Here is a 24,520-nt window from a genome sequence, read left to right on the forward strand (position 1 = left end):
ATAATCGGGGTGCGTCTTGCGCGCTCGCTGCGTTGCGCCAGAGCGTTCATGGTTTACCGCACTACTGTGCTTGCCTTCGCATGGCCAGCATCGGAACACTTCACAACCGCACTGAGAAGACTTCACCATGCGCATACCACCCGTCAAAGCCATCATCGCTTTTGAGAGCGTGGCTCGAACTGGGAGTGTCAATCGTGCGTCGGAGGAGCTTGGGCTGACCGCTTCGGCGGTGAGTCATCAGATCAGCAATCTGGAGTCGATCATCGGCCAGACGCTGTTCTACCGCTCGGGCCGGGGCCTCGTGCTTACGCCGACAGGCGAGCGCTATCTGTCGGACGTCACGGGTTCTCTTGCGGACCTGAGCCGCGCGACCGAGCGCGCGTCGAGCCGCACCGAGGTCGACATTCTGCGCGTGCATTCGAGCCCCAGCTTCGGGCTGATGTGGCTGCTGCCGCGGCTCGCATCGTTTCAGGAAGCGAACGGGGACATTCAGCTGAACCTCGCATGCTCATACGAAGATGTGTCGTTCACGAGCGGCTATTACGACATCGACATTCGTCACGGTTATGCGAACTGGCGTGATCTCGAAGTGCGGACGCTGCGCAACGAGTTCATTGCGCCGCTGGCGTCGCCGGCCTATTTGCGGAGCCACCCGGTGAATACGCCGGAAGATCTGCTCGCCCATCGTCTGATCTACTCGGAAACGCCGCTTGTTCAGTGGAAGCAATGGTTCGGGCGTACCGGCGTCTCCGCCGCGCACAAGACGTTCGATTTCTCGTTCGACCGCTCGTACATGTCGCTCGAAACGGCGGCGCTCGGACTCGGCATCGCGCTCGAAAGTCTGATGCTCGCGTCGGTACGGATCAAGGAAGGCGCGCTCGTGCCGGTGTTCGATCACTCGCATGCGGTCGAGGTCGGCGCGCATCATCTGGTGTGCCCGCCGCAGAATGCGGAGTTGCCACGGGTTGCGCGATTCATCGCGTGGATCGACCGGGAAATCGGTCAGAGAGAACGCGCGGCTTAAAAACACCGGCAGATCGACACCAGGGTATTCCAGCACCCTGCTCATTCGGCGGATTGCTTCGCAGGCCGCCAACCCGCGCGCAGCAAGCGTCGCGTCCGCCCTCCCGAACACCTGAAAATTTCTCAAGCATAGTTGAGCCGTACTGCGTTGATGCCACGCGCGGCGTGCCGGACACTGGCTCCATCACATCAACATTCAGGAGACAAGTGATGCTGCTCGAGAACAAGGTGGTTATCGTCACGGGCGCGGCTTCCCCGCGAGGAATCGGCAAGGCGACGGCGAAGGCACTGGCCGCCCAGGGTGCGCGCGTCGTGATTCTCGATCTGCGCGAAGAAGACGCGAAAGCGGCCGCCGCCGATCTGGGCGCGGCACATCTCGGCCTTGCTTGCGACGTCACCAATAAAGCTGCATGCGTGCAAGCCGCAACCGCCACGCTCGAACGTTATGGGCGCATAGACGGACTCGTCAACAACGCCGGCATCACGCAGCCAGTACGCACGCTAGACATTAGCGCCGAAGGTTTCGACGCAATCGTCGATGTGAATCTGCGCGGCACGCTCTATATGTCGCAAGCCGTACTGCCTGCAATGAAGGAGCAGAAGCGCGGCAGCATCGTGTGCATGTCTTCTGTCTCGGCGCAACGCGGCGGCGGCATTTTCGGCGGCCCGCATTACAGCGCGGCGAAAGCCGGTGTGCTCGGTCTTGCGCGTGCAATGGCCCGCGAATTCGGCCCCGACAGCATCCGCGTCAACTCGATCACGCCGGGGCTCATCCAGACCGACATCACCGGCGACAAGCTGACTGCGGAAATGCGCGTGGACATCATCAAAGGCATTCCGCTCGGCAGACTGGGCGACGCCGCCGATGTCGCGAACGCGTGCCTTTTTCTCGTGAGCGATCTCTCGACGTATCTGACGGGCGTCACGCTCGACGTCAACGGCGGCATGCTCATTCATTGACGACAGCGCTCGCCCATGAGGCGGCGCTGTGTTCCTGGCACCCGGGCGAACCCGGGGCCCATGGAAGGAGACAAACATGAAATCGAAATACACCGCTTCTGCTATCGACGGCGAAGTGTTGGCGCACTCAGACGCGACGAGCTTCGAATCGCGCACCTACGCCAAGGTAAGCCGCAGGCTGATTCCGTTTCTGATGCTGTGCTATCTCGGCGCGTATCTGGATCGCGTCAACGTCGGCTTTGCGAAGCTGCAGATGCTGAACGATCTGCGCTTTAGCGAGACCGTCTACGGCATGGGCGCGGGCATCTTTTTTCTCGGTTACTTTCTTTTCGAGGTGCCGAGCAATCTGGTGCTTCACCGTGTCGGCGCGCGCAAATGGCTCGCGCGAATCATGCTGACGTGGGCGGTGATTTCCGCGTCGTTCGTCTTCGTGAAGTCGCCCACCGCGTTTTATGTTTTGCGCTTTTTGCTTGGCGTTGCAGAAGCGGGTTTTGCGCCTGGCGTCATTCTTTATCTGACGTACTGGTTTCCCGCTGCCCGCAGAGCCAAGGCGTTGTCGCTCTTTTTCATGGCGATTCCGCTTGCGGGCATAGTCGGCGGTCCGCTGTCGGGCTGGATCATGCATTCGCTCCACGGCGCAATGAATATGGCCGGCTGGAAGTGGCTGTTCATGCTCGAGGCTCTGCCGTCGCTCGTGCTTGGAGTCGCGATTCTTCTGTATCTCGACGACGGCATCGCCAAAGCAAAGTGGCTCACCGAGTCGGAGAAGAATCTGCTGGCACGCAATGTCGCCGGCGATAACGTGCACACCACTGCCCATATTTCGATTCGCTCGTTCATTGGCGACCGTCGCTTGTGGCTGATGGCAGCGATTTATTTCTGCGTCGTGCTCGGTCAGTACGGGCTGACTTTCTGGCTGCCGACGATCATCCGTAAATCAGGCGTCGCCGATCCGCTGTGGGTGGGTGTGTTCACCGCGATTCCTTATCTTTGCGCGATTGTCGCGCTGCCGCTGATCGGCATGAGCGCCGACCGCCGACGCGAACGCAGACTTCACCTGGCCATTCCAATGCTGATCGCGGCAGCGGGGTTTGCGGTCCTGCCTACGCTCGGCAGTGTGCCGGCGTCGATCGTGTGTTTGAGCATCGCGGCTGCCGGCATCCTCGCGTCGTCGTCGCAGTTCTGGTCGCTGCCCACGGCGCTGCTCGGCGGCATGTCTGCCGCAGCCGGCATCGCGGCTGTGAACTGCTTCGCCAATCTTGCGGGCTTCTTTTCGCCCGCCATCGTGGGCTGGCTCAACGACATGACTGGCCGCTCGACGGCGGGACTGATCTTCATCTCGGTGGCGGTGACGCTCGGCGCATGTCTGGTCTTCCTCGTGCCCGCGAAATCCGTGAACCGCTGACCTTTTCCAACTATTCCGCTTAAACCTCAGGAGACGACATGAACAGTCCATTCAATGCGTCGACGGCATCGCTTGCCGAACACGCTCACCGCATCCGCAGAAACGCGCTCTTAATGGGCGAGGTGCAGGGCCAGGGTTATATCGGGCAGGCGCTCGACATCGCCGATGTACTGGCCGTCGCGTACTTCGGCGCAATGCGCTATCGCCCGGAAGATCCCGAGTGGGAAGAGCGCGACCGCTTCCTGCTCTCGAACGGACACTATGCGATCGCGCTGTACGCGGCGCTGCTCGAAGCAGGCATTCTTCCCGCCGAAGAACTGGAGACCTACGGCAGCGACGACAGCCGTCTGCCCATGTCCGGCATGGCGAGCTACACGCCCGGCATGGAGATGTCCGGCGGCTCGCTCGGACACGGCCTGACGATTGCCGTCGGCCGCTGTCTCGGACTCAAGCGCAAGGGCTCGAAGTCGTTCGTGTACACGCTGTTCTCCGACGGCGAACTCGACGAAGGCGCGATCTGGGAAGGCATCATGTCCGCGAGCCACTGGAAGCTCGACAACCTGATCGCCGTTGTAGACGTGAATAACCAGCAGGCCGACGGACCGTCGACACAGATCATGGCTTTCGAACCGCTAGTCGAGAAGCTCGAAGCATTCGGGTGGTTCACGCAACGTGTGGACGGCAACGATATCGGCGCCGTGGCCGCCGCGTTCGACGCGGCCCGCAAGCATCCCGGCAAGGAGCCGCGCATGATCGTGGCCGACACGCGCATGGGTTGCGGCGTGCCGTTCCTCGAAGAGCGCGAGAAGAACCACTTTATCCGCGTCGATGCGCACGAATGGCAATTGGCGCTCGAAGCACTGGAAGCAGGGAGACAAGCATGAGCAACGCAACCATGAGCAAACCGCGCCTGAAGACCTCGGCGATGATCGCGTCCATTGCGGGCGAAGGCCAGCTCACGCGCTCGGCGCCTTTCGGTCACGCACTCGCCGAATTGGCTCGGCAGAAAACCAACGTTGTCGGCATGACGGCCGATCTCGGCAAGTACACGGACCTGCATATCTTCGCGAAGGAATTCCCTGAGCGCTACTACCAGATGGGCATGGCCGAGCAATTGCTGATGGGCGCAGCGGCGGGCCTCGCGCACGAAGGCGCACAGCCGTTCGTGACTACCTACGCCGTGTTCGCGACGCGCCGTGCGTATGACTTCATGCACCAGGCCATTGCCGAAGACAACCTCGACGTAAAGATCGTCTGCGCGCTGCCTGGGCTGACCACTGGCTACGGTCCTAGCCACCAGGCCGCGGAAGACCTCGCGTTGATGCGCGCGATGCCGAACATGACCGTTGTCGATCCATGCGATGCGCTCGACATCGAACAGATGGTGCCCGCCATTGCCGCACACAAGGGCCCTGTGTATGCGCGTCTTTTGCGCGGCAACGTGCCTGCGGTGCTGGACGAATACGACTACACGTTCGAACTCGGCAAGGCAAAGATGCTGCGCGACGGCGCGGAAGTGCTCGTGATCTCGTCGGGCATTATGACCATGCGTGCGCTCGAAGTCGCGAAAGCGCTGGAACGCGAGAACATCGGCGTGGGCGTGCTGCATGTGCCGACCATCAAGCCGCTGGACACGCAGACAATCGTGCGCGAAGCAAACCGTTCGGGCAGGCTCGTCGTCGTGGCGGAGAACCATACGACGATCGGCGGTCTGGGTGAGGCCATTGCGGCCGAACTGATGCGCGCCGGAGTGTCGTGCCCGTTCAGGCAGGTGGCGCTCCCCGATGCATTCCTCGCTGCGGGCGCACTGCCGACACTGCACGACCGCTATGGTATTTCGACCTCCGCGATGATCGAGTCGATCAAGGGCTGGCTCGGTTAGATCCGCACATTGCGGATTCCATTACCTGTGAGGTAATCGACGCGCCTCCGGGCGAGGGCAATCATACGCAGCATGCGAGTTCCGGTTTCTTCATGCATGGAGGAGTGAACATGACTGCGTATGCGATTGCCCATTTGCACGACGTTGAAATGTGCGCTGAGATTGTCGAGTACCTCGAGGGTATCGACGCAACCCTTGCGCCATTCGGCGGCCGATTCATTGTGCACGGCGCACGGCCCCACGTCGTGGAAGGCGAGTGGCACGGCGACCTGATCGCGATTGAGTTTCCCGACCTTCCGACGGCGCGCGCCTGGTACGCGTCGGACGCGTATCGGCGCATCCTGCCATTGCGCATGCGGCATGCTCGCGGACCGGTAATCCTCGTGGAAGGCGTGGACGGGAATCACAAAGCGACCGACATTCTGCATTGAATTCCGCGTTGAATTCGGCCGGCACCGCGGTTCGGCAGCGGGGAACTCCGAAGCGCACGGAGTCGACAACCCTCATAATGCGATCATTCGAAGCCACAAATTCGCGCCACAATGATCGACCTTCAAGCCCAAGCAAGCTCCTCGCCCCGCCTCACCAGCCTGTCGCACGGCGGCGGGTGCGGCTGCAAAATCGCCCCCGGCCTGCTCGCTGACCTGCTCAAACGCAGCGCGCCGCTGCCGTTCTTTCCAGACCTGCTAGTCGGCAACGATACCGCCGACGACGCCGCCGTCTACAAGCTGAACGACGAGCAGGCGATCGTCGCGACCACAGACTTCTTCATGCCGATCGTCGACGATCCGTTCGACTTCGGCCGCATTGCGGCGACCAACGCGCTCTCCGACGTCTATGCAATGGGCGGCAAACCGCTGATGGCGCTCGCCATCGTCGGAATGCCGATCAACGTGTTGCCGCACGACGTGATTGCGGCAGTGCTGAAGGGCGGCGAGTCGGTGTGTGCGGACGCCGGCATTCCGCTCGCGGGCGGACATTCGATCGACTCGGTCGAGCCCATCTACGGCCTCGTCGCAATCGGCGTGGTCGATCCGCGGCGCGTGAAGCGCAACGCGGGCGCGCAGGCTGGCGACGTGCTGATTCTCGGCAAACCGCTCGGCGTCGGCGTGCTTTCGGCTGCGCTGAAGAAAGACCGGCTCGACGCGAACGGCTACGCCGCCATGATCGGCGCGACGACCAAGCTCAACCGGCCGGGCGCGCAACTCGCCGGGCTCGACGGCGTCCATGCGCTCACCGACATCACGGGCTTCGGTCTGCTCGGCCATACGCTGGAACTGGCGCGCGGCTCGAAGCTCACTGCGCGCGTGCGTTACGCCGACCTGCCGTGGCTGCCGGGCGTAGTCGACTTTGCCGAAGCCGGCGTTTTCACGGGCGCCTCCGGTCGCAACTGGGATGCTTACGGTAAAGATATTTCGTTGCCGGCAACATTGCAGCCGAGCGCGCGCACCTTGCTCACGGACCCGCAAACCTCAGGCGGTCTGCTGGTTTCGTGTTCACCCGACACTGTGAGCGACGTGCTGGCGCTCTTTCACGCCGACGGTTTCGGCGACGCTCGCGTGATCGGCGAAATGGTTGCAGGCGAAGGGCGCGTAGAAGTGATCTGAAAGAAGGCGGCGGCCGGCACGGCGCGGTGAAAGGTTGCAGAAAGCCGCGCCCTGCCGCCAATCGCGCCGCATGCGATAATTTCGGTCTTTCCGGCACCACTTTGTCCGCATTTCCTCCGTACGCCCTTGAAAAACCTACTCGTCAGCCTCGATCAAGCAGGTGATTTCGATGAAATCATCGACGTACGCACGCCTCTCGAGTTTGCCGAAGACCACATTCCGGGCGCGATGAACGCGCCGGTGCTCAGCAACGAGGAACGCGTGCTGGTCGGCACGATGTACAAGCAGGTGTCGCCGTTCGAAGCCACGAAGGTGGGCGCGGCGCTGGTGGCCCGCAATATCGCGCTTCATCTGGAAACGACGTTCGCCGACCGGCCGCGCAACTGGCGACCGCTGGTTTATTGCTGGCGCGGCGGCAAACGCTCGGGCTCCGTCACCACGCTCTTCAACATGATCGGCTGGCCCGCGCGTCAGCTCGACGGCGGGTACAAGACTTACCGGCGCGCAACCGTAGAGGCGCTCACCACGCTGCCGAGCCAATTCCGTTACGTCGCACTGGTCGGCCCGACCGGGAGCGGCAAGACGCGGCTCCTCGCCGCGCTCAACGAAGCAGGTGCGCAGACGCTGGACCTCGAAGCGCTCGCCGCGCATCGCGGCTCGCTGCTCGGCGCATGGGCCGGCGTCGCGCAGCCGTCGCAAAAGGGCTTTGACACCTTGCTCGTGAGCGCGCTGCGCAGCTTCGATCCCGCGCGCCCGGTGTTCGTTGAAGCGGAGAGCCGTCGCATTGGCGCAATCACGCTGCCGCTCGCTCTGCTCGACACGTTTCATCGCGGCGATTGTGTGGAAGTGGCGGCGAGTCGCGAAGACCGCTCGGCGTTTCTGCTTCACGACTACGCGCAACTGTTCGACGACCCCGAGTCGTTAAAGGCGCAGCTGGAACGTTTGATCGGCTTGCATAGCCGCGAACGCGTCGCCGGGTGGCAAAAACTCGTCGACGAAAACCGGCGCGCCGAACTCGCGAACGAGTTGATCGAACTCCACTACGATCCGGCATACGCGCGCAGCAGCCATCAGCATTTCACGCAACTGCCGCAGGCGCTGAAAATCAGTTTCCGGCCGAACGACGCAGACGTCGTCGATCAGGCTAAAGCGCTCCTCGCGCAACTCGATAAGCGTTCAGTCGCGCTAGTCTGACCCAACCTTAACGTTACGAACAACATGCAATCAACCCTTCGGCAGCCCCGCGTCGCGCTTGGCTGGATCGTGTTCCTCGCGATCGCCGTCGTCGGACTCTTCTATGTGAAGTGGTTTCCGTATTACAACCGCGCGTTCGTCGCCGCGAGCCAGCATTCGATCGGCAAGTCGATCCTGATGGGTACGTCTGCGAGCGCGCCCGCCGCGTCGTGGCAGTCCGCAATCGACTACGCGTTTGCCTACGGCAAGGCCATCTGGCAGGCAATGGTGCTGGGTCTGTTGCTCGGCTCCGCGGTGCAGGCGCTGATTCCGCCGCAATGGGTCGCACGCGCGCTCGGCCGCAGCGACTTCAGCAGCGTCGTGAAAGGCGGCCTGATGTCGTTGCCCGGCATGATGTGCACCTGCTGCGCAGCGCCGGTGGTGGCGGGACTGCGCGCGCGGCAGGCGGCGCCCGGCGCGGCAATCGCATTCTGGCTCGGCAATACGGCGCTCAATCCGGCCACGCTGATCTTCATGGGTTTCGTGCTCGGCTGGCAGTGGATGGGCTTGCGGCTCGCTCTCGGCCTGGTCATGGTGTTCGGCCTTGGCTATCTCGTGAACCGCATGGTGACGCCGAAGGAAGCCGAGGCGTCGCGCGAAGCTATCGCGCAACTGGTCACGACGGATGAACCGGGCACCGCATTCACGCGCTGGGTGAAAATACTCGGCACGATGACGCTGCGTCTCGTGCCCGAATACATCGTGCTGGTGCTGATTCTCGGCGCGGCACGCGCGTGGCTCTTTCCGCACGTTGGTCCGGACATCGACAACAGCGTGTTGTGGATCGTCGCGCTGTCCATCGCCGGTACGCTGTTCGTGATTCCGACGGCGGGCGAAGTGCCGATCATTCAGGCGATGCTGTCTTTCGGCGTGGCAGCCGGGCCTGCGGGCGCGCTGCTCATGACGCTGCCGCTAATCAGCGTACCGTCTATGGCGATGCTGGGTCGCTCGTTTCCGAAGCGGGTCCTGACCGTCGTCGCGTTGGCCGTGGTGGTCTGCGGCATAGTGAGCGGCCTGCTCGCCGCGTCCCTGGGGTTCCGATGAAAAAGCTCGCGGCGTTTACGCTCGCGTCGTGGTCGGCTGCGGCGCTTCTCTACTTCGGCCAGCATTCGGTCGCGCTGATCGCGGTGACCGGCGTACTCGTGCTGGCGAGCTTCGACCTGCTTCGTCCTTGACGCGGGTTTAACAACGCGGGTTTAACAACGCGTGCTAGCGGCCCTGCATAGACACGGCCGCGCCACACCGCGTCTAGTCGCGCTAACGTACCGTTGCTGCTGCAAGTGTCGTGCGACGGCGGGCGCTGATCAAAGCAGCGATGCCCGTACCAATTCCCAGCGTCAGAAGACACGCAGTAGGTACCAGCATCGGCGCAATCTGGCTATGCGCCGCTTTGCCGACATAAGGCATCAGATTCTGTCCCGCGAAGCCGCCGAGATTGCCGATCGCATTGATCGCGGCGACACTCGCAGCCGCGCGCGCGCCCGAGAAAAAGCGCGGCGGCAGCGACCAGAAGCACGGATACAGTAACGGAATGCATGCCCCGCCCAGGCACAACGCCGCAAAGCGCAGCGTTGGGGTGGGCAGCACGAGGCTCGACGCGAAGCCCACCACGCCGACCGCTGCAACAATGCTCATCGCCCTCAACACCACGCGCTCACGCTTGAGCTTGCCGGGAAGCCACAGCAACAGCAGCGTGGCCAGCGCCCACGGAATCATATTGAGCACGCCATTGAGCGACGACGACACGCCGTCGCTCTTGAGCAGCGTTGGCATCCAGTAGGTCACGCCGTACAGCGACGTCGACATCAGCATGTAGGTCAGCGCAAACATCAGCACCTTGGGATCGAGCAGCGCGGCCCACGGATGCGTCGCCTTGGCATCGCCCGCTGCCTCGCGCTTGAGCGCGGCGAGCACCACATCCTTTTCCTGTTGCGAGAGGAACGGTGCGTCGCTCACCGAATTCGGCAGATACTTCAGCGCGACAAATGCAACCACCACAGCCGGCAGGCCGGTCGCGATGAACACCCACTGCCAGCCGGCAAATCCCCATGTGCCGCCCAGCGTGAGTAACAGACCGCCGATCAGCGAGCCGAGCATATTGGCGAGCGAACTGCCGAGCGTGAAGAAGCCAAGCACTTTCGTGCGATAGCTCTGCGGGAACCACTGCGTGAGGTAATAGATCACGCCCGGATAGAACCCGGCTTCAGCGACGCCCAACGCAAAGCGGAACGAATAGAACACCGGCAGCGAACGGGCAAACGCCATCAGCACCGTTACGATGCCCCACGTCATCATGATGCGGGCGAGCCATGCACGCGCGCCGAAGCGATGCAGCGCGAGCGTGCTGGGCACCTCGAACAGCAGATAGCCGATGAAGAACAGCGACGCGCCCAATCCGTACGACGCTTCGGTCATGCCGAGGTCGTGCACCATCTCCAGCTTGGCGAAGCCGACGTTCTGGCGGTCGATGAACGAAATCAGGAACATGACGATGAGTAGCGGCATTAACCGCCACGCCATCTTTTTCATGACCTGCTGCTCGAATGCTAATTGTGTGGACATGATTTCTCCGCTTGCCCGACTGCACGGCAAATAAAAATTGATACAGTCATATATATGATTGTAGGAATTTCAGCCGGACGCCATGGGGTGATACCCGCATGACGGGCAGCGCCACCTTGAGTAGGAAGCTGTGTTCGGCGGAAACAGGCGGGCTAACGCGGGTCTAGCGGATTTCGACCTGGTACTGGAATGTATCGGCCGCGCCACGCGTGCTGCGCCATTCGAACGGTGTGCCGGCGAAGTCGGAGGCGACGCGGTGAACCAGAATCACCGGGCTGCCGGTTTTCATGCCGAGCAGCGAAGCCGTTTCGGCGGTAGCCTGTTCTACGCGGAGAATTTCGGTCGCCGAGGCCACCATCTGCTTGCAGAGCCGTTCGTAGAGCGGGTACAGCAGGTCTTCGAATTTGTCGAGCGGCAACGCGGCAAGCGCTTCGAAACGGGCGCGCGGCAGCCAGATTTCCTCCGACAACACCGCCTGCCCTTCGATCATTCGCACGCGCGACAAGTGGATTGCCTTCTCCGAGGCCTTCATACGCAAAGCGTTGCGGATCTCTTCGCTGGGCTTCACCACCTCGCGCTTCAGGACGCGCGCGGTGGGACGCACCGGCTGGCCGTCGCGCGAGACAAAACGAAAGAAGCGGAACAGCGACGAGTCGAAGCGCGGCCGCCGCACGAACGTGCCTTTGCCTTGGGTGCGGGTGAGCACGCCGTCGCTGACCAGCAGGTCGATCGCCTTGCGCACGGTGCCGGTCGAAACGTTGTAGAACTGGCCTAGTTCCGCCTCGGTGGCGATGGCCTCTTCGGGCGCCCATTCGCCGGCGGCAATGCGGCTCACGAGGTCGTCGCGCAATTGCTGATAACGGGGCAGCCGGTCGTCCGGCCTGGACACGAAAGACGCCGTATTCATGGATTCATACAGTTATGCAGAGGAGTAACTACTGTACCGCATTGAATCGATCGAAAGCGAGCAAGGGTTATTACCCAATGACCTGCAGTCCGATTGGGCGCAAGATTCATACAGTCATATATATGAATCACCAGAACTGCAGGACGAACGGACGGAGATGGCTATGTTCAATTGGTACAGGCAGGGCACGCCTGTCGAGCGCAACACCTTCTGGGGGTGTTTCGCGGGATGGGGTCTGGACGCGCTCGACGTGCAGATGTTCACGCTTGCCATTCCAGCGATCATCGCGGCGTATGGCATCGACCACACGCAGGCGGGCGCGATCAGCGGTGTGACCCTGGTCTCGTCGGCGCTAGGCGGCTGGATCGCCGGCGCGCTGTCGGACCGCTTCGGCCGCGTGCGCACCTTGCAGATGACGGTTCTCTGGTTCGCCGGCTTCACCTTCCTGTGCGCATTCGCCCAGAATTTCCCGCAGCTGTTGCTGCTTAAAGCGCTGCAAGGCTTTGGATTCGGCGGCGAATGGGCTGCCGGTGCTGTGCTCATGGCGGAGACGATCCGCACCGAACATCGCGGCAAGGCAATGGGCGCGGTGCAAAGCGCGTGGGCCGTGGGTTGGGGCGCCGCGGTGCTGGTCTACGCAGCCGTATTCTCATGGCTTCCCTCTGACACCGCCTGGCGCGTGATGTTCGCAGTCGGCCTGCTGCCCGCCGGCCTCGTGCTGTTCGTGCGGCGCAATCTGAAAGAGCCGGTGCGCATTGAGCCCGTCGGCGCGAGAGTCGGTCCCAAGGTCTCAGCGTTCGGTCAGATTCTGCAAGTGTTTCAGCCTCGCGTGCTTCGAACCACGATTATCGGTGCGGTGCTCGGCACGGGTGCTCACGGCGGCTACTACGCGATCATGACGTGGCTGCCCACGTTTCTCGCGAAGGAAAGGCATCTGTCGGTGTTGAATACCGGCGGTTACCTCGCCGTCGTGATCGTCGCGTTCTGGTGCGGCTGCATGCTGAGCGCGTACCTGCTCGATCGGATCGGCCGGCGTCGCAACATCGCGTTATTCGCTTTCTGCTGCATCGTCACCGTGCTCGCATACGTCATGTTGCCGTTGACGAACATGCAGATGCTTGTTCTTGGCTTCCCGCTCGGTCTCTTTGCCGCCGGCATTCCGGCAAGCCTCGGCCCGCTCTTCAACGAACTCTATCCCGCCGACATGCGTGGCACCGGCGTCGGCTTCTGCTACAACTTCGGGCGCATTGCATCCGCAGGCTTTCCGGTTCTGGTCGGCTACATGAGCCATTCGATGTCGCTCGGCGCGGCCATCGGCATCGACGCGGCCATTGCCTACGGGCTTGCGATGACCGCGGTACTGCTGCTTCCGGAAACGCGCGGCAAGCGTCTGCGCGATACCGCGCCGGAGCAGGCCGCAGATACCGCCGATGCCGCCGACGCAGCGCGCCTCAACCTGAACTCTCCGCGCAGTTGAATATGAACGCACACGCATCCTTACCGTCGTTTGCACACGGTGGCGTCGACACCCACGCACACGTTTTCGAGCAGGGCTTGCCGTTGACCGGCGATCGCCGCTACGCGCCCGCCTACGACGCAACGCTCGACAACTATCTGCCGCTGCTGAACGCGCATGGAATGACGCATGCGGTGCTCGTGCAGCCTAGCTTTCTCGGCACCGACAATCGCTATCTGTTGCAAGTGTTATCTGCGGACACCGAGCGTTTGCGCGGCGTTGCTGTCGTTGCGCCGGACATAAGCGCGAATGAGCTTGATGATCTGCATAGGCATTGCGTAACGGGCGTTCGGCTTAACCTTATCGAGCAGCCGCTGCCGGATTTGCGCGCACGACCGTGGACGTCGTTGCTGGACCACGTTGCGCGACTGGATTGGCATGTCGAATTGCACCGAAACGCAGCCGATCTGGCACCGCTGATCGACCAGCTTCTGGAGCGCGGCGTGCGAGTCGTCGTCGATCATTTCGGCCGGCCCGATCCGGCATTGGGCACGCAGGACCAGGGTTTCAAAGCACTGCTCGGCTATGGCAAGACGCGGCGGGTGTGGGTAAAGCTGTCTGGCGCATATCGCTGTACCGCACCGGATTCGCCCTTCGTCGCAGATGCGACACGGCAATTAATCGAGCAGTTCGGCCCGGACCGTTTGATGTGGGGCAGCGACTGGCCGCACACACAATACGAAGCGATGACGAGTTATGGTGACACCTTGTCGACGCTGCTCGACGCCGGTCTCGATTCGACCGCTCTCGGCGCGATTTTGCGCACCAATGCTCGTTCGTTCTATGGATTTGACGTTGAGTCTGTCGAGAATGCGTCCGCAACGACAGCTGCCGTGCAACGCGCGACGTACTGAATGCAGAGAGAAGAAAGCAAGGAGTTACAGCGACTGTTTTGACAGGACAGTGGACGAAAGCGGAGCCGCTTTCGTCCACCTCACTGATGCGTTGGTAGGCTCGATTGGATTCGAACCAACGACCCCCACCATGTCAAGGTGGTGCTCTAACCAACTGAGCTACGAGCCTGTAGAGGCGCGAATTATAGAGAGTCTGTCGAAACTGTACAAGAGCCGGACGGCATTCTTGTTGTCGACGCTCGCGCCACTCATTACGACGCGCTCCATTCGGCATCTGCATCGAGTGGAAAGACCGGGCGCCGGATATTCTGGAAAGCGAACAGGCCGTAGTCCGAACTCGTCACGCCCCGGCTGTCGCACTCCACGAGCCCGGCGGAGATCGGCACAAAAACCGGACGGCAATACATGCGCGATTTGAGTAGCAGGAAACGCGCGCGACGCGGGTCGATACCCACGCTTTCGAACACACCCAGGTCCCACGGCTCGTGCGTGTGTTCGGTCACGACCAGTTTCACCGTGCCCGTATCGAGAACCGCGGCGCGTCCCATGTGGGCTCGCTGACCGGTGTAAGTCGGCCCGCTGATCACATATTCGCCGTCGGTCAAGGCTCGCACCACACCGGTCATCGCGACGGGCGCGCGCGGCGTCACCGCACTGCTTCCAACCTTGTTGCCGATCGTGATGGTCACCGTGCTGCCGACGCCTGCGGCCATCAATGCGGCCACCGCCTGCGGATCGCACAACGGCCCGGTGACGATGCCGTCCAGATTCTGCCGGAGCGCTTCTTCGAGCAGATCCATCGTGTCGCACGTGCCGCCCGACATGCAATTGTCGCCATGATCCAGCAGAAGCACCGGCTTGTCGGCGTCTTTTGCGAGAGCAGCGGCTTGCGCAACCGATTCCGCGAGCGGCGCGCTGCGATAGACGAATTCCTCGCGCTCGTTCCAGATTCGTTGCGCGATTCGCTCGGCCACTGCCTCCGCTTGCGCGCGATCGCCATTGCTGACAACCACGACGCTGATACACGGCGCAGCGATATCCGCGAGCGAAAAGCCGGACAACACCGAGACCGCGAGCATGCCGTCGGCCTCGGCGGCGCGCGCCGCGTCGACCGCACGCTTCATCGCGCCTTCAGCGGTCGCGCTGCGCAGTGTGTGGGTGAGCAACGGCGGCTGGCGCCAGGCGATCACCGGCTTCGCCTTGCCATGTATCAGATCAAACAGCAGACGCGCCGCGTGGGCGCCGGTTTCATACATATCGACGTGCGGATAGGTCTTGAAGCTGACGATGACGTCCGCGTTGTCTATCATTTTCTGCGTGACATTGCCGTGCAGATCCAGCGCGACGGCGATCGGGGCGTTGGGCAATGCCGCGCGCACGCGTTCGAGGAGATCGCCTTCGCCGTCATTCGAATTTTCCGCGACCATTGCGCCGTGCAGGTCTAGCATCACTGCATCGCATCCGCTCGCGGCTGCCAGAATTGCGTCGAAGATTGCGTCGTATGCTGCCGCTTCGACCGGCCCGCTCGGGTTGGCCGCCGCCGACACCGGCGTAACGATCTGCGCGCCTTCGCGTGCAGCGGCGTCGATGAACGCGGCCATTGCGGTCTGCATGCCCTTGTTGTCGTTGAACGCGTCGTCGTTGAAGCTCGGGCCGGCGTTCGCACCGTTCTGGCCGAAAGCGGACAACGGCGTCGGCACCGGCGAGAACGTGTTGGTCTCGTGATTCATCCGCGCGATGAGGATTTTCATACGTTCGAACCCTCCGACATCGGCGCTGTCTGGACAACTTGCGCCGCTCTCAACATCGCGTGCAGCAACACGTTGCAGCCGGCCTCCAGATGATCCGCGCGCGCGTCTTCGATTTCGTTGTGGCTGATACCGTCCTTGCAGGGCACGAAGATCATCGCGGCAGGCGCGACGCGCGCGAGATACACGGCGTCATGGCCGGCACCGCTGATCACGTCCATTGACGAGAGGCCCAGCATCTCCGCGCCGTGTTTGACGGCGGCCACCAGTTCCGTCGCGAACGGTTGCGGCGCGAAGTACACGACGGGCTCGACATCAACCGCGATGCCCGCTTTTTCGCTCGCGACCGTGCAGGCGTCGCGCAGTGCGCTGTCCATTGCGGTCAGCGTGGTGTCGTCGGCGGCGCGCAGATCGACCGTCAGCTTGACGCGGCCTGGAATCACGTTGCGTGAGTTTGGATGCACGTCGACCCAGCCTACCGTGCCGCGACCATGCGGCGCATGGTCGAGCGCAATACGGTTCACGGCGTGAATGAGGTCGGCGGCAACGAGTAGCGCATCGCGCCGCAATTCCATCGGCGTCGGTCCTGCGTGCGCCTCCATGCCGTGCACGGTCACGTCGTACCAGCGTTGACCGAGTGCGCCTTGCACGATGCCGATAGTTTTGTCGTTTGCTTCCAGTACCGGGCCCTGCTCGATGTGCGCTTCGAAATACGCACCAACGGTATGCGGTTTCGTGTTTTCCCCAACGTAGCCGATTGCAGTCAGCGCGTCGCGCACGGACACGCCGTCCCGGTCCTGCTGCGCAAGCGCATGTTCGAGCGTGAAAGCGCCTGCAAACACGCCTGAGCCCATCATCACGGGAACGAAGCGCGAACCTTCCTCGTTGGTCCAGACCGCGACCTCGATCGGCGCGAGCGTTGTAACGTTTGCATCGGCCAGCGTGCGCAGCACTTCGATGCCGGCGAGCACGCCGTAGTTGCCGTCGAACTTGCCGCCGGTCGGCTGCGTGTCGATGTGGCTGCCGGTCATCACCGGAGGCAGATCGTCGCGCAAACCGGCGCGGCGCGCAAAAATGTTGCCGATCGCGTCGATGCGAACCGTGCAGCCTATTTCCTTCGCCCAACTAACGACCTGATCGCGTGCTATGCGATCCAGTTCGGTTAGCGCGAGTCGACAGACGCCGCCCTTTTCGGTCGCTCCAATTTTCGCGAGCTGCATGAGACTGTTCCAAAGCCGTTCGCCATCGACGCGCAAACGATTCACTGCCTCGGTAGCCTGCGATTCATGAACTTGCATCAGTGCTTCCTCATAGTGAAGTCGGCGCGGACTCAGACAACGCCGACGCCCAGATAGCGGTCCTTGACCGAGTCGTCGGCGGCGAACGACGCATTGTCGCCCGAATAAACGATCACGCCCTGTTCGATGATGTAGTGACGATCCGCGAGTTGCGTGCAGACTTCGAGGTTCTGCTCAACGAGCAAGATCGCCACACCTGCCTCGCGAATGAGTTTGAGTTGCGCGACGATTTCTTCGACGATCACCGGCGCGAGGCCCTCTACCGGTTCATCGAGCATCAGAAGACGCGGATGATTCATCAGCGCACGGCCAACCGCTAACATCTGCTGTTCACCGCCGGACAGTTGTCCGCCGCCGTTCGTGCGTCGCTCTTTCAGCCGCGGAAAAATGCGGTAGATGTCGTCGAGTTGCCACGGCGAGTCTTTGCGCGCGCCGAGCCGCAAGTTTTCTTCCACGGTGAGCAACCGGAAAATACCGCGGTGTTCGGGCACGAAACACACACCACGCGAGGCGATTTTATGCGGCTGCAGCCCGCTAATGGTCGCGCCGTTGAACGTCACGCTGCCGTTCTTCGGCGCGACGACGCCCGCGATCGCCTTGAGCGTGGTCGATTTTCCTGCGCCGTTGCGGCCCAGCAGCGTAACCGTCTCACCTTCCGCGATCTGCAACGAAACGCCTTGCAGGATGTGACTTTTGCCGTAGAAGCCGTGAATCTGCTGCACGTCGAGAATCATGCGCGGCCTCCGGTAATCATGTTGCCGAGATAGGCGCTGCGCACGCGCTCATCGCCGCGAATTTCGTCGGGCCGCCCTTCCACCAGCACGCGCCCTTGTTGCATGACGGTGATCGTGTCGGAGATGTCCATTACGATGCCCATGTTGTGCTCGATCAGGACGACGGTGTAGTCCTCGCGCAGGCCGCGAATCAGTTGCTTCATGTCGTCGAGATCGTCGATACCCATGCCCGACGTCGGCTCGTCGAGAAAGATCGCCTTGGGACGCGCCGCGAGTGCCATGCCGACTTCGAGCCGCCGCTGCTGACCGTGCGACAGAGCGCCTGCCGACACTTTGCTGAAACGCTGCAACGCGAGGCGTTCGAGTATGTCGTCGACGGTTTCGGTGTGAGCCAGCGCGCCGCGCGGCGGCGACCATGCATTGAGCGCACGCACGGAATCGACACCTTGCGCAGCGAGCCGCAAGTTTTCCTGCACGCTCAGATTGGCGAACAGACTCGTCACCTGGAACGATCTCGCGACGCCGCGACGCACACGCTTGTGATCGGGCTCGTGCGTCACGTCGTGTCCGTCGAAGACAATCGTTCCCGCGGTGATTGGCAGAGTGCCGGTGAGCACATGGAAAAGCGTAGTCTTGCCGGCGCCGTTCGGACCGATTACCGAGTGCACGGTGCGCGGCATGATGCTTAGGTTGACCTCGGAGAGCGCCGTGAATTTACCGTAGCGTTTCACGAGGCCGCTTGCGTTCAGAATCGCCTCGCTCATGCGCGCTCCTTTGCGGTGTCGTCGGCTGCTGCGTCTGCATCGGCTTTGTCATTTCGGCGCAGGGCGTGCCAGATGCGCTCGCCGAGTCCCCATAGACCGCGCTGCATGTACAGGCTCACCGCCATCAGCACGATGCCGAGCAACAGCAGCCAGCGCGGCCACAACGTCGACAGCCAGTCGGCGAACAGCACATAGAAAGCGGCACCCAGCACGGACGCGAAGAGATTGCCGGTGCCGCCGATCACGGTCATCACGAGGATCATCTCGCTCGTGTGGTAGTCGATGTTGGAGAGCGGCGCGATGCCGGTCATCAACGCATGCAGTGCGCCCGCGAGTCCGGTTACGGCACCGGAGATGACGAACGCCATCAGCTTGAATCGCTTGACGTCGTAGCCGACGGCGGCGGCGCGCGCTTCGTTGTCGCGGATCGCAAGCAGCGTGCGGCCGAATACCGAGTGCGAGACGCGCATCAACAGCCAGAATACGACGAGAAAAAGTACCGCCACGAATCCGTAGTACTGCCACGGGGAAGCGAGCGGAATCAGCGCTTTGCCAGGCAACCCGAGCGCCGGCCGCGGAATGTCGAGCAGTCCGTTGTCGCCGCCGGTCAGGTCCGGCGTGGTGTAGGCGAGGAAGTAGAACAGTTGCCCGAATGCGAGCGTCAGCATCACGAAGTATGTGCCGCGCTGTCGAATCGAAAACCATCCGACCAATGCGGCCGCTATCGCGCCGACCGCGATTGCCGCCAGCAGCGCGACGGGCACCGGCAACGCGGCCCTGGTCAGCACGAGGCCCGCGCTATAGCTGCCGAGTCCGAAGAAAATGCCCTGCCCGAACGACAGCAGTCCCGTGTGGCCGAGCAGAAGGTTGCAGCCCAATGCGGCGAGCGCGAATACGAGCACTTCTGTCGCGAGCGAGCCGGAGCGCAACGTCAGCGGCAAGATGCACACGACGAGCAGCGCGAGCAACAGGAACCGATAGCGATGCAGCGCGTGTCGCGGAACGGGCTGCGATGCACGCGTAACTGCTTTAGTGTCGGCGGCTTTGGAAGTATCGATCACGCGGCTCTCCCAAGCAGGCCATTGGGCCGCAGCAGAAGTACGGCCGCCATCGCGACGTAGATCATCAAGCGCGCGCCTTCGGGCCACAGCGTGCTCATGACGCTTTGCACGATGCCGACCAGCAGGCCGCCGACCAGCGCGCCGAGAAAATTGCCCATGCCACCCACCACCACGACGACGAACGCGACTCCGAGCGCCTCTATACCCATGAAAGGATCGACGCCGCGAATCGGCGCGGCGAGCACGCCGGCGAGCGCGGCGGTTGCGGCACCAAGTGCGAACACGAGGCTGAACACCCGCAATACGTTGATGCCGAGCAGCGAGACCATCTCCGTCGATTCGCTGCCGGCGCGCACCGCGCTGCCGAGACGCGTACCCTCGAGCACCCACCAGAGCAACGCCGCGAGCACTGCAGTGAAGCCGATCACGAACAGGCGGTACTTGGGATAAACAAAACTGCCCCAGATCACCACGCCGTTCAGCATGTCGGGAACTGCCACGTTGTCACCGAGCGGCCCCCACACGAGGATCGCGCATTCCTGCACGACGAGCGCGAGGCCTACCGTCACGAGAATATGGAACTCATGCTGCTGCGCGTAGACGTGCCGCAAAATCAGCTTTTCGACGACCCATGCCAAGGCGCCGACCGCAATCGGCACGACGATCAGCGCTGTCCAGAAGCTCATCGACCACTGCATCGCCTGATAGCAGAAGTAGGCGCCAAGCATATAGAACGCGCCGTGCGCGAAGTTCACGAAGCGCAAGAGGCCGAACACAATCGACAAGCCGACCGCGAGCAGGAAATAGAGCATCCCGACCCCGATGCCGTTGACGATCTGCAGCAGATAAACGTTCATGGCGTCCGTGTGAGGAATTGGCGAAATTTCACTGCGTGTGCTTGTGCGTGCGCTTCGTGCTCTCCTGCGCTCGCACGTGTACGTGCTGCGGTGCGCGAGGCACCGCGGCGCCCGCGCGAATCACGCCAGCTTGCAACCGGTCTTGTCGAGCGGCAGAAACGATTGCCCTGAACTGACGATATCCGCGTAGTCGTCGGCGTTTTTCATCTTGCTCTTCGCCTTGCCCTTTAACAGATAATAGTTCTTCAGCACCTGATGATCGCCCTTGCGAACCTCTTCAGGTCCTGTCAAACCATCGTATTTCATGCCTTCGAGCGCGGCGACCACTTTCTTCGGATCGACGTTGCCGGCCTTCACAATGCCGTCCAGCAGAATTTTCGTGCAGATGTACGAGCCGGCCAGGCTGTAGTTCGGATTCGTCTTGAAGGCCGCCTGCGTGCGTTTGACGAGATCGCGGTTGAGCGGCGAGTCGATTGCGTGCCAGTACTGCGCACCGAAATACACGCCGTCGCACAGGTCCGCACCGAGCGATTCGAACTGCTCGAGACCCGAAGCCCACGCGAGCAGAATCGTGCAGTTGTTCTTCATACCGAAGCTGACCGCCTGGCGCAGCGTGTCGGAAGATTGCGAACCGAAGTTGAGGATGAGCAACACGTCCGGCTTGGCGGCGACTGCGTTCGTCAAATAACCGCTGAACTCTTTTTCGTTCAGCGAGTGATAACTGTTGCCTACATGCTCGATGCCCTTCTCCTTGAAGACGGCTTTCGCGGCGGACAACAGGCCGTCGCCGAACACGTATTGCGGCGTGATCGTGTACCAGCGTTTGGCCTTCGGCATCATCTGGATTAGCGGACGCACGGTCTGTTCGATTGCGCCATACGTGGGCACCGACCAGCGGAAGGTCGCGTCGTTGCAGTCTTTCCCAGTGATTTCGTCCGCGCCCGCCGTGGTGATGAAGACGCCGCCGGCTTTCTGGACTTCCTTGCCCATCGCCAATGATTCGGACGACAAAATACCGCCAGCAAAGAATCGGGCATTCTTCTGTTGCGCGATTTCCTGAACGCGGCGTACTGCTGTTGCCGGCTTGCCTTCCGTGTCGAGCACCGAATAGGCGAGCGGTTCGCCGAGAACCTTGCCATATTGTTCGATGGCGAGCTTCATACCGAGGTCTGCATACTTCCCGTTGGCGGCGAACGCGCCCGACATCGGCACCGGACAAGCGAACTGCACGCTGCCTGCCTGTGCGAAGGCGCTGCGCGTGACGAGCGACCCCAGCGAGCCCGGAACGGCCGACAATGCGGCCAGCTTCAACATATTTCGGCGATTCAAAATGACGCTCCTTGGAAGAGACACGCACTGAACGACTGCGAAAGCTTGCTGGCCACGGTGAACTTTCCACCACATCGGCTTTGTTCTATTTATCATGATAAATAGGTTGAATCCGATCGTAGGTACAATAAATTCCGGTGTCAATAAGGCAAAATTCCTGGCGGCAGCAAGGCAGCTTTGCTTGCAACGCAGTGGGCGCCGGCGGAACGCCGATGGTGCAGTACACAAATGGGAGCATGAAGATGGCCATGGATCGAACCAAGGCTGGCGCCGCGATTGAGATCAAGCAGCAGAAGCGCGGCGATCTGGTCGCGGAGGAAATCAAGCGACTGATTACGGAAAAGGATCTGAAGCCGGGCGATCGCCTTCCACGCGAGGTCGAGTTGCAGCAGCTCTTCTCTGTAAGCAAGAGCACGATCCGCGAGGCGCTGAAGTCGCTTGAAGTTCAAGGGCTCATCAAGGTGACGACCGGCCCTGCCGGCGGCGGCATGGTGGTGGAGGTGCCGCTCGATCGGACGTTGCAGCTTCTGCAGAACTATCTGTTCTTCAAGGACGTTTCGATCGACGACATTTACACCGTGCGCAAACTGCTCGAACCGGAACTTGCGGCGGGCGCGGTCCCGCATCTGACGGAGCAGGATTTCGAAGCGCTCGAGGCGAGCATTGCTTGCTGCGATCGGCCTGCTTCGGCGCACGGCGGGCAGGACATCGTCCGGCAGCGCCAGGAGGACGTGAACTTCCACGACATTCTGGCAGCTGCTAACCCGAACCCGTTTTTGCGTTTCAGCTGCGAGCTGATTAACGAGATGATCCGGCAGCTCATCGAATTTCGTAACGATACGCCGCAGGCCGAGCACGAGCGGTTCGGCCAGGCCAATGTCAAGATTCACAAGGCGATCACGAAAGCAGCGCGCGAGCGTGACGTCGACAAAGTGCGCGAGCTAATGACGGTCCATATGACCGAGGCGCCGCGTTACGTGAAACGGATGAAAGGGAAGCTGCGCGGGCGACTTATTCTCGACTCGGAGATCCGCCGCCGGGTGCGGGCGCGAAGTGCTGGTCCGGTGGAGGCGGAGGGGGATGGGGAGTGATGGGGTTGGTGGCCGGGGTTGGTGGCCGGGGTGGTGGCCGGGTTGGTGGCCGGGTTGGTGGTCGGGTTGGTGGTCGGGTTGGTGGTCGGGTTGGTGGTCGGGTTGGTGGTCGGGTTGGTGGTCGGGTTGGTGGTGGGCTTGATGGGGGGGGTGGTGGCCGACGTTGGTGGCCGACGTTGGTCGCCGGGGTTGGTCGCCGGGGTTGGTCGCCGGTTGGTGGCGGAGTCGGCGCCCTGGCTGGTGGCCGAGGCTGGTGGCAAAGCTAGTCGCAGGGGATCGTCGGTTGCCCGGTTGCGTGGGCTGCGTGGGCTGCGTGGGCTGCGTGGGTCGCGTGAGTCGCGTGGGCTGCGTGCGCTGGCTCACGTGCCTGGATTATGTGGGCATATGTCAACGAAGGGACAACGAAATCGCGTACACGGGGCGTCGACACTCGTGATGCGGGTTCGCGGCGAGTGATCGGTTGAAGCGTCGTGGCTCGATCGTGAGCGCTCGAAATGAGCTTTGCGACGCGCGTTGTCGCATCCTGCCCCCGACGCCGCTAATGGGATCCGTAGGCGCCAGGGGGCGGTGACGCCAACGTGAACGACGCGGCGAATCTCAGGGCGATCGGCCCACAGGTTGCGTCGCAGTCGAGCGTGGGCTACAGCGATCGGCCGCGTCAAAGATGTCGATTCAACTTCGGCTTTTCAAGACGGTTGTAATTGGGTTGGCGGAGGCGGTGCCTAGAGAAGTCGGCGCCTAACGACAAGAGGGCTCAACCTTTTGACGCGCGCGCCGTTATTGCATCTGCACAGCACGTTCACTGGACCTTCATGGCACAACCTATTCCGTTCTCCCGAAACACCGGCGCGGCACGCGCACGGCATGCCAAGGCGATGCTGCTGCCGATGGCACGCCAAACCGCGGACGATCTCGCGCTGCGCGTGCATCTGGCGCTAGACGCGTTGCGACGAGGCGACGGCGGGATAAGCGATGCTCAGACACTGACGCAAGTAATGCTGCTGACGGGTTTTCTGGCCGAATCGGGCTTCGGCTCCGCGACTGGCGAGCAACTCGGCGAGGCCGAGCGTGCGATAGCCAAGGTATTCGACACCGGACGAGATACCGGCAGGTGGATGCTCGATGAGAACGGATTCGCGATATTTGCACAGATCGCTATCAACTACGACCAGCAATTGCACCGCGCTCCGCTTTGGGCAGTTACCGAGGTCAGCGAGCGGCTGGACCGTTTTACGGCGGGGCTGCCGGATCAATTTGCGACGCGAAAGAGGGCTTAGTTCTCGCCCGATTACCGGAGTTACTAATAGCCGAGAACCGCTTCAAGCCGTATTCGTCCGATGACGACAGCGATTTGTTTGCTTGGCTGTTTATCACCGCGTAAACGCAGAAACCCCACCTTTTGTGGGGTGGGGTTTCTGACGCTGCTGGGGAGCCTGACGATTACCTACTTTCACACGGGCAATCCGCACTATCATCGGCGTGGAGTCGTTTCACGGTCCTGTTCGGGATGGGAAGGGGTGGGACCGACTCGCTATGGTCATCAGGCTTTGACGGGTTGCCGTACTGCCGGTGGGGCAATACAGCCAATCGGGAAGAAGTAGTTGAGAGGATGCCTCTCGTTTTGCACGTTCAGCACGTGCGGGTTGTGCTGTTTCTGGCACAACACTGATCTCAACCGTGTGTGGTCTG

Annotated in this window: 23 protein-coding genes, 1 tRNA gene and 1 rRNA gene; 14 read left to right on the top strand and 11 right to left on the bottom strand. The window is 62.0% G+C overall.

The window, feature by feature from the left end; all coding sequences use genetic code 11:
- Positions 1-127 precede the first annotated feature (127 nt).
- The 10 genes from H281_RS0132760 (at position 128) to H281_RS37520 (ending at position 9,285) form a co-directional block, all read left to right on the top strand.
- Positions 128-1,024, top strand: a complete 897-nt coding sequence (locus H281_RS0132760) for a LysR substrate-binding domain-containing protein (protein ID WP_027805144.1) — start codon at positions 128-130, stop codon at positions 1,022-1,024.
- A gap of 209 nt (positions 1,025-1,233) precedes the next feature.
- Positions 1,234-1,983, top strand: a complete 750-nt coding sequence (locus tag H281_RS0132765; RefSeq protein WP_020071358.1) for an SDR family NAD(P)-dependent oxidoreductase — start codon at positions 1,234-1,236, stop codon at positions 1,981-1,983.
- Between the two features lie 76 nt (positions 1,984-2,059).
- Positions 2,060-3,388 (top strand): MFS transporter, encoded by a 1,329-nt coding sequence (locus H281_RS0132770; protein WP_020071359.1) that lies wholly within the window; start codon positions 2,060-2,062, stop codon positions 3,386-3,388.
- 38 nt (positions 3,389-3,426) lie between these two features.
- Complete coding sequence (locus H281_RS0132775; RefSeq protein ID WP_020071360.1) at positions 3,427-4,272, top strand: transketolase; 846 nt, start codon at positions 3,427-3,429, stop codon at positions 4,270-4,272.
- A complete protein-coding gene (locus H281_RS0132780) occupies positions 4,269-5,270 on the top strand; it encodes a transketolase family protein (protein ID WP_020071361.1) in 1,002 nt (333 codons plus the stop codon). Before H281_RS0132775 ends, H281_RS0132780 begins: the two co-directional genes overlap by 4 nt.
- Before the next feature lie 110 nt (positions 5,271-5,380).
- Positions 5,381-5,701 carry a DUF1330 domain-containing protein gene (locus H281_RS0132785; protein WP_020071362.1) on the top strand — a complete coding sequence of 107 codons (321 nt, stop codon included), beginning with the start codon at positions 5,381-5,383 and terminating at the stop codon, positions 5,699-5,701.
- Between the two features lie 111 nt (positions 5,702-5,812).
- Positions 5,813-6,877: a selenide, water dikinase SelD gene (selD, locus tag H281_RS0132790; protein WP_020071363.1), complete on the top strand. Its 1,065-nt coding sequence runs from the start codon at positions 5,813-5,815 to the stop codon at positions 6,875-6,877.
- A gap of 126 nt (positions 6,878-7,003) precedes the next feature.
- Positions 7,004-8,071 (top strand): tRNA 2-selenouridine(34) synthase MnmH, encoded by a 1,068-nt coding sequence (mnmH, locus tag H281_RS0132795; protein ID WP_020071364.1) that lies wholly within the window; start codon positions 7,004-7,006, stop codon positions 8,069-8,071.
- Positions 8,072-8,095: 24 nt separating this feature from the next.
- The gene (locus H281_RS0132800; protein ID WP_020071365.1) at positions 8,096-9,154 is read left to right on the top strand and encodes a permease; all 1,059 of its coding nucleotides are present in this window, start codon (positions 8,096-8,098) and stop codon (positions 9,152-9,154) included.
- Positions 9,151-9,285 (top strand): hypothetical protein, encoded by a 135-nt coding sequence (locus tag H281_RS37520; protein ID WP_020071366.1) that lies wholly within the window; start codon positions 9,151-9,153, stop codon positions 9,283-9,285. Before H281_RS0132800 ends, H281_RS37520 begins: the two co-directional genes overlap by 4 nt.
- A gap of 82 nt (positions 9,286-9,367) precedes the next feature.
- Here the strand turns inward: H281_RS37520 and H281_RS0132810 are convergent, their stop codons facing one another.
- Both H281_RS0132810 and H281_RS0132815 read right to left on the bottom strand, forming a co-directional pair.
- Positions 9,368-10,672 carry an MFS transporter gene (locus H281_RS0132810; RefSeq protein ID WP_020071367.1) on the bottom strand — a complete coding sequence of 435 codons (1,305 nt, stop codon included), beginning with the start codon at positions 10,670-10,672 and terminating at the stop codon, positions 9,368-9,370.
- 163 nt (positions 10,673-10,835) lie between these two features.
- Positions 10,836-11,579, bottom strand: a complete 744-nt coding sequence (locus H281_RS0132815) for a GntR family transcriptional regulator (RefSeq protein ID WP_020071368.1) — start codon at positions 11,577-11,579, stop codon at positions 10,836-10,838.
- 163 nt (positions 11,580-11,742) lie between these two features.
- Between H281_RS0132815 and H281_RS0132820 the strand changes: the two genes are divergently transcribed.
- Together H281_RS0132820 and H281_RS0132825 are read left to right on the top strand one after the other, a co-directional pair.
- A complete protein-coding gene (locus H281_RS0132820) occupies positions 11,743-13,056 on the top strand; it encodes an MFS transporter (protein WP_020071369.1) in 1,314 nt (437 codons plus the stop codon).
- A 2-nt stretch (positions 13,057-13,058) separates the two neighbouring features.
- The gene (locus tag H281_RS0132825) at positions 13,059-13,949 is read left to right on the top strand and encodes an amidohydrolase family protein (protein WP_020071370.1); all 891 of its coding nucleotides are present in this window, start codon (positions 13,059-13,061) and stop codon (positions 13,947-13,949) included.
- Between the two features lie 92 nt (positions 13,950-14,041).
- Here the strand turns inward: H281_RS0132825 and H281_RS0132830 are convergent.
- The 8 genes from H281_RS0132830 to H281_RS0132870 form a co-directional block, all read right to left on the bottom strand.
- Positions 14,042-14,118, bottom strand: a tRNA-Val gene (locus H281_RS0132830).
- Between the two features lie 82 nt (positions 14,119-14,200).
- A complete protein-coding gene (locus tag H281_RS0132835; RefSeq protein WP_020071371.1) occupies positions 14,201-15,700 on the bottom strand; it encodes a M81 family metallopeptidase in 1,500 nt (499 codons plus the stop codon).
- Positions 15,697-16,995, bottom strand: coding sequence for a Zn-dependent hydrolase (locus H281_RS0132840; protein ID WP_020071372.1), 1,299 nt, complete (start codon positions 16,993-16,995; stop codon positions 15,697-15,699). Before H281_RS0132840 ends, H281_RS0132835 begins: the two co-directional genes overlap by 4 nt.
- Before the next feature lie 32 nt (positions 16,996-17,027).
- On the bottom strand, positions 17,028-17,729 hold the full coding sequence (locus H281_RS0132845) for an ABC transporter ATP-binding protein (RefSeq protein WP_020071373.1): 702 nt from the start codon (positions 17,727-17,729) through the stop codon (positions 17,028-17,030).
- Positions 17,726-18,493: an ABC transporter ATP-binding protein gene (locus H281_RS0132850; RefSeq protein WP_020071374.1), complete on the bottom strand. Its 768-nt coding sequence runs from the start codon at positions 18,491-18,493 to the stop codon at positions 17,726-17,728. Before H281_RS0132850 ends, H281_RS0132845 begins: the two co-directional genes overlap by 4 nt.
- Positions 18,490-19,554, bottom strand: coding sequence for a branched-chain amino acid ABC transporter permease (locus H281_RS0132855; protein WP_020071375.1), 1,065 nt, complete (start codon positions 19,552-19,554; stop codon positions 18,490-18,492). The genes H281_RS0132850 and H281_RS0132855 overlap by 4 nt, the downstream gene beginning before the upstream one ends.
- Positions 19,551-20,411, bottom strand: a complete 861-nt coding sequence (locus tag H281_RS0132860) for a branched-chain amino acid ABC transporter permease (protein ID WP_020071376.1) — start codon at positions 20,409-20,411, stop codon at positions 19,551-19,553. The genes H281_RS0132855 and H281_RS0132860 overlap by 4 nt, the downstream gene beginning before the upstream one ends.
- Before the next feature lie 120 nt (positions 20,412-20,531).
- A complete protein-coding gene (locus tag H281_RS0132870; protein ID WP_027805145.1) occupies positions 20,532-21,740 on the bottom strand; it encodes an ABC transporter substrate-binding protein in 1,209 nt (402 codons plus the stop codon).
- A 242-nt stretch (positions 21,741-21,982) separates the two neighbouring features.
- Here H281_RS0132870 and H281_RS0132875 point away from each other — a divergent pair, with 242 nt between their 5' ends.
- Positions 21,983-22,831, top strand: a complete 849-nt coding sequence (locus tag H281_RS0132875; RefSeq protein WP_027805146.1) for a FadR/GntR family transcriptional regulator — start codon at positions 21,983-21,985, stop codon at positions 22,829-22,831.
- Positions 22,832-23,643: 812 nt separating this feature from the next.
- A complete protein-coding gene (locus H281_RS0132885; protein WP_027805147.1) occupies positions 23,644-24,108 on the top strand; it encodes a hypothetical protein in 465 nt (154 codons plus the stop codon).
- 154 nt (positions 24,109-24,262) lie between these two features.
- Here H281_RS0132885 and rrf read toward each other — a convergent pair.
- Positions 24,263-24,376 (bottom strand): 5S ribosomal RNA (rrf, locus tag H281_RS0132890).
- Positions 24,377-24,520: the final 144 nt, after the last annotated feature.

The organism is Paraburkholderia caledonica (assembly GCF_000383275.1).
Lineage (GTDB): Bacteria > Pseudomonadota > Gammaproteobacteria > Burkholderiales > Burkholderiaceae > Paraburkholderia > Paraburkholderia caledonica.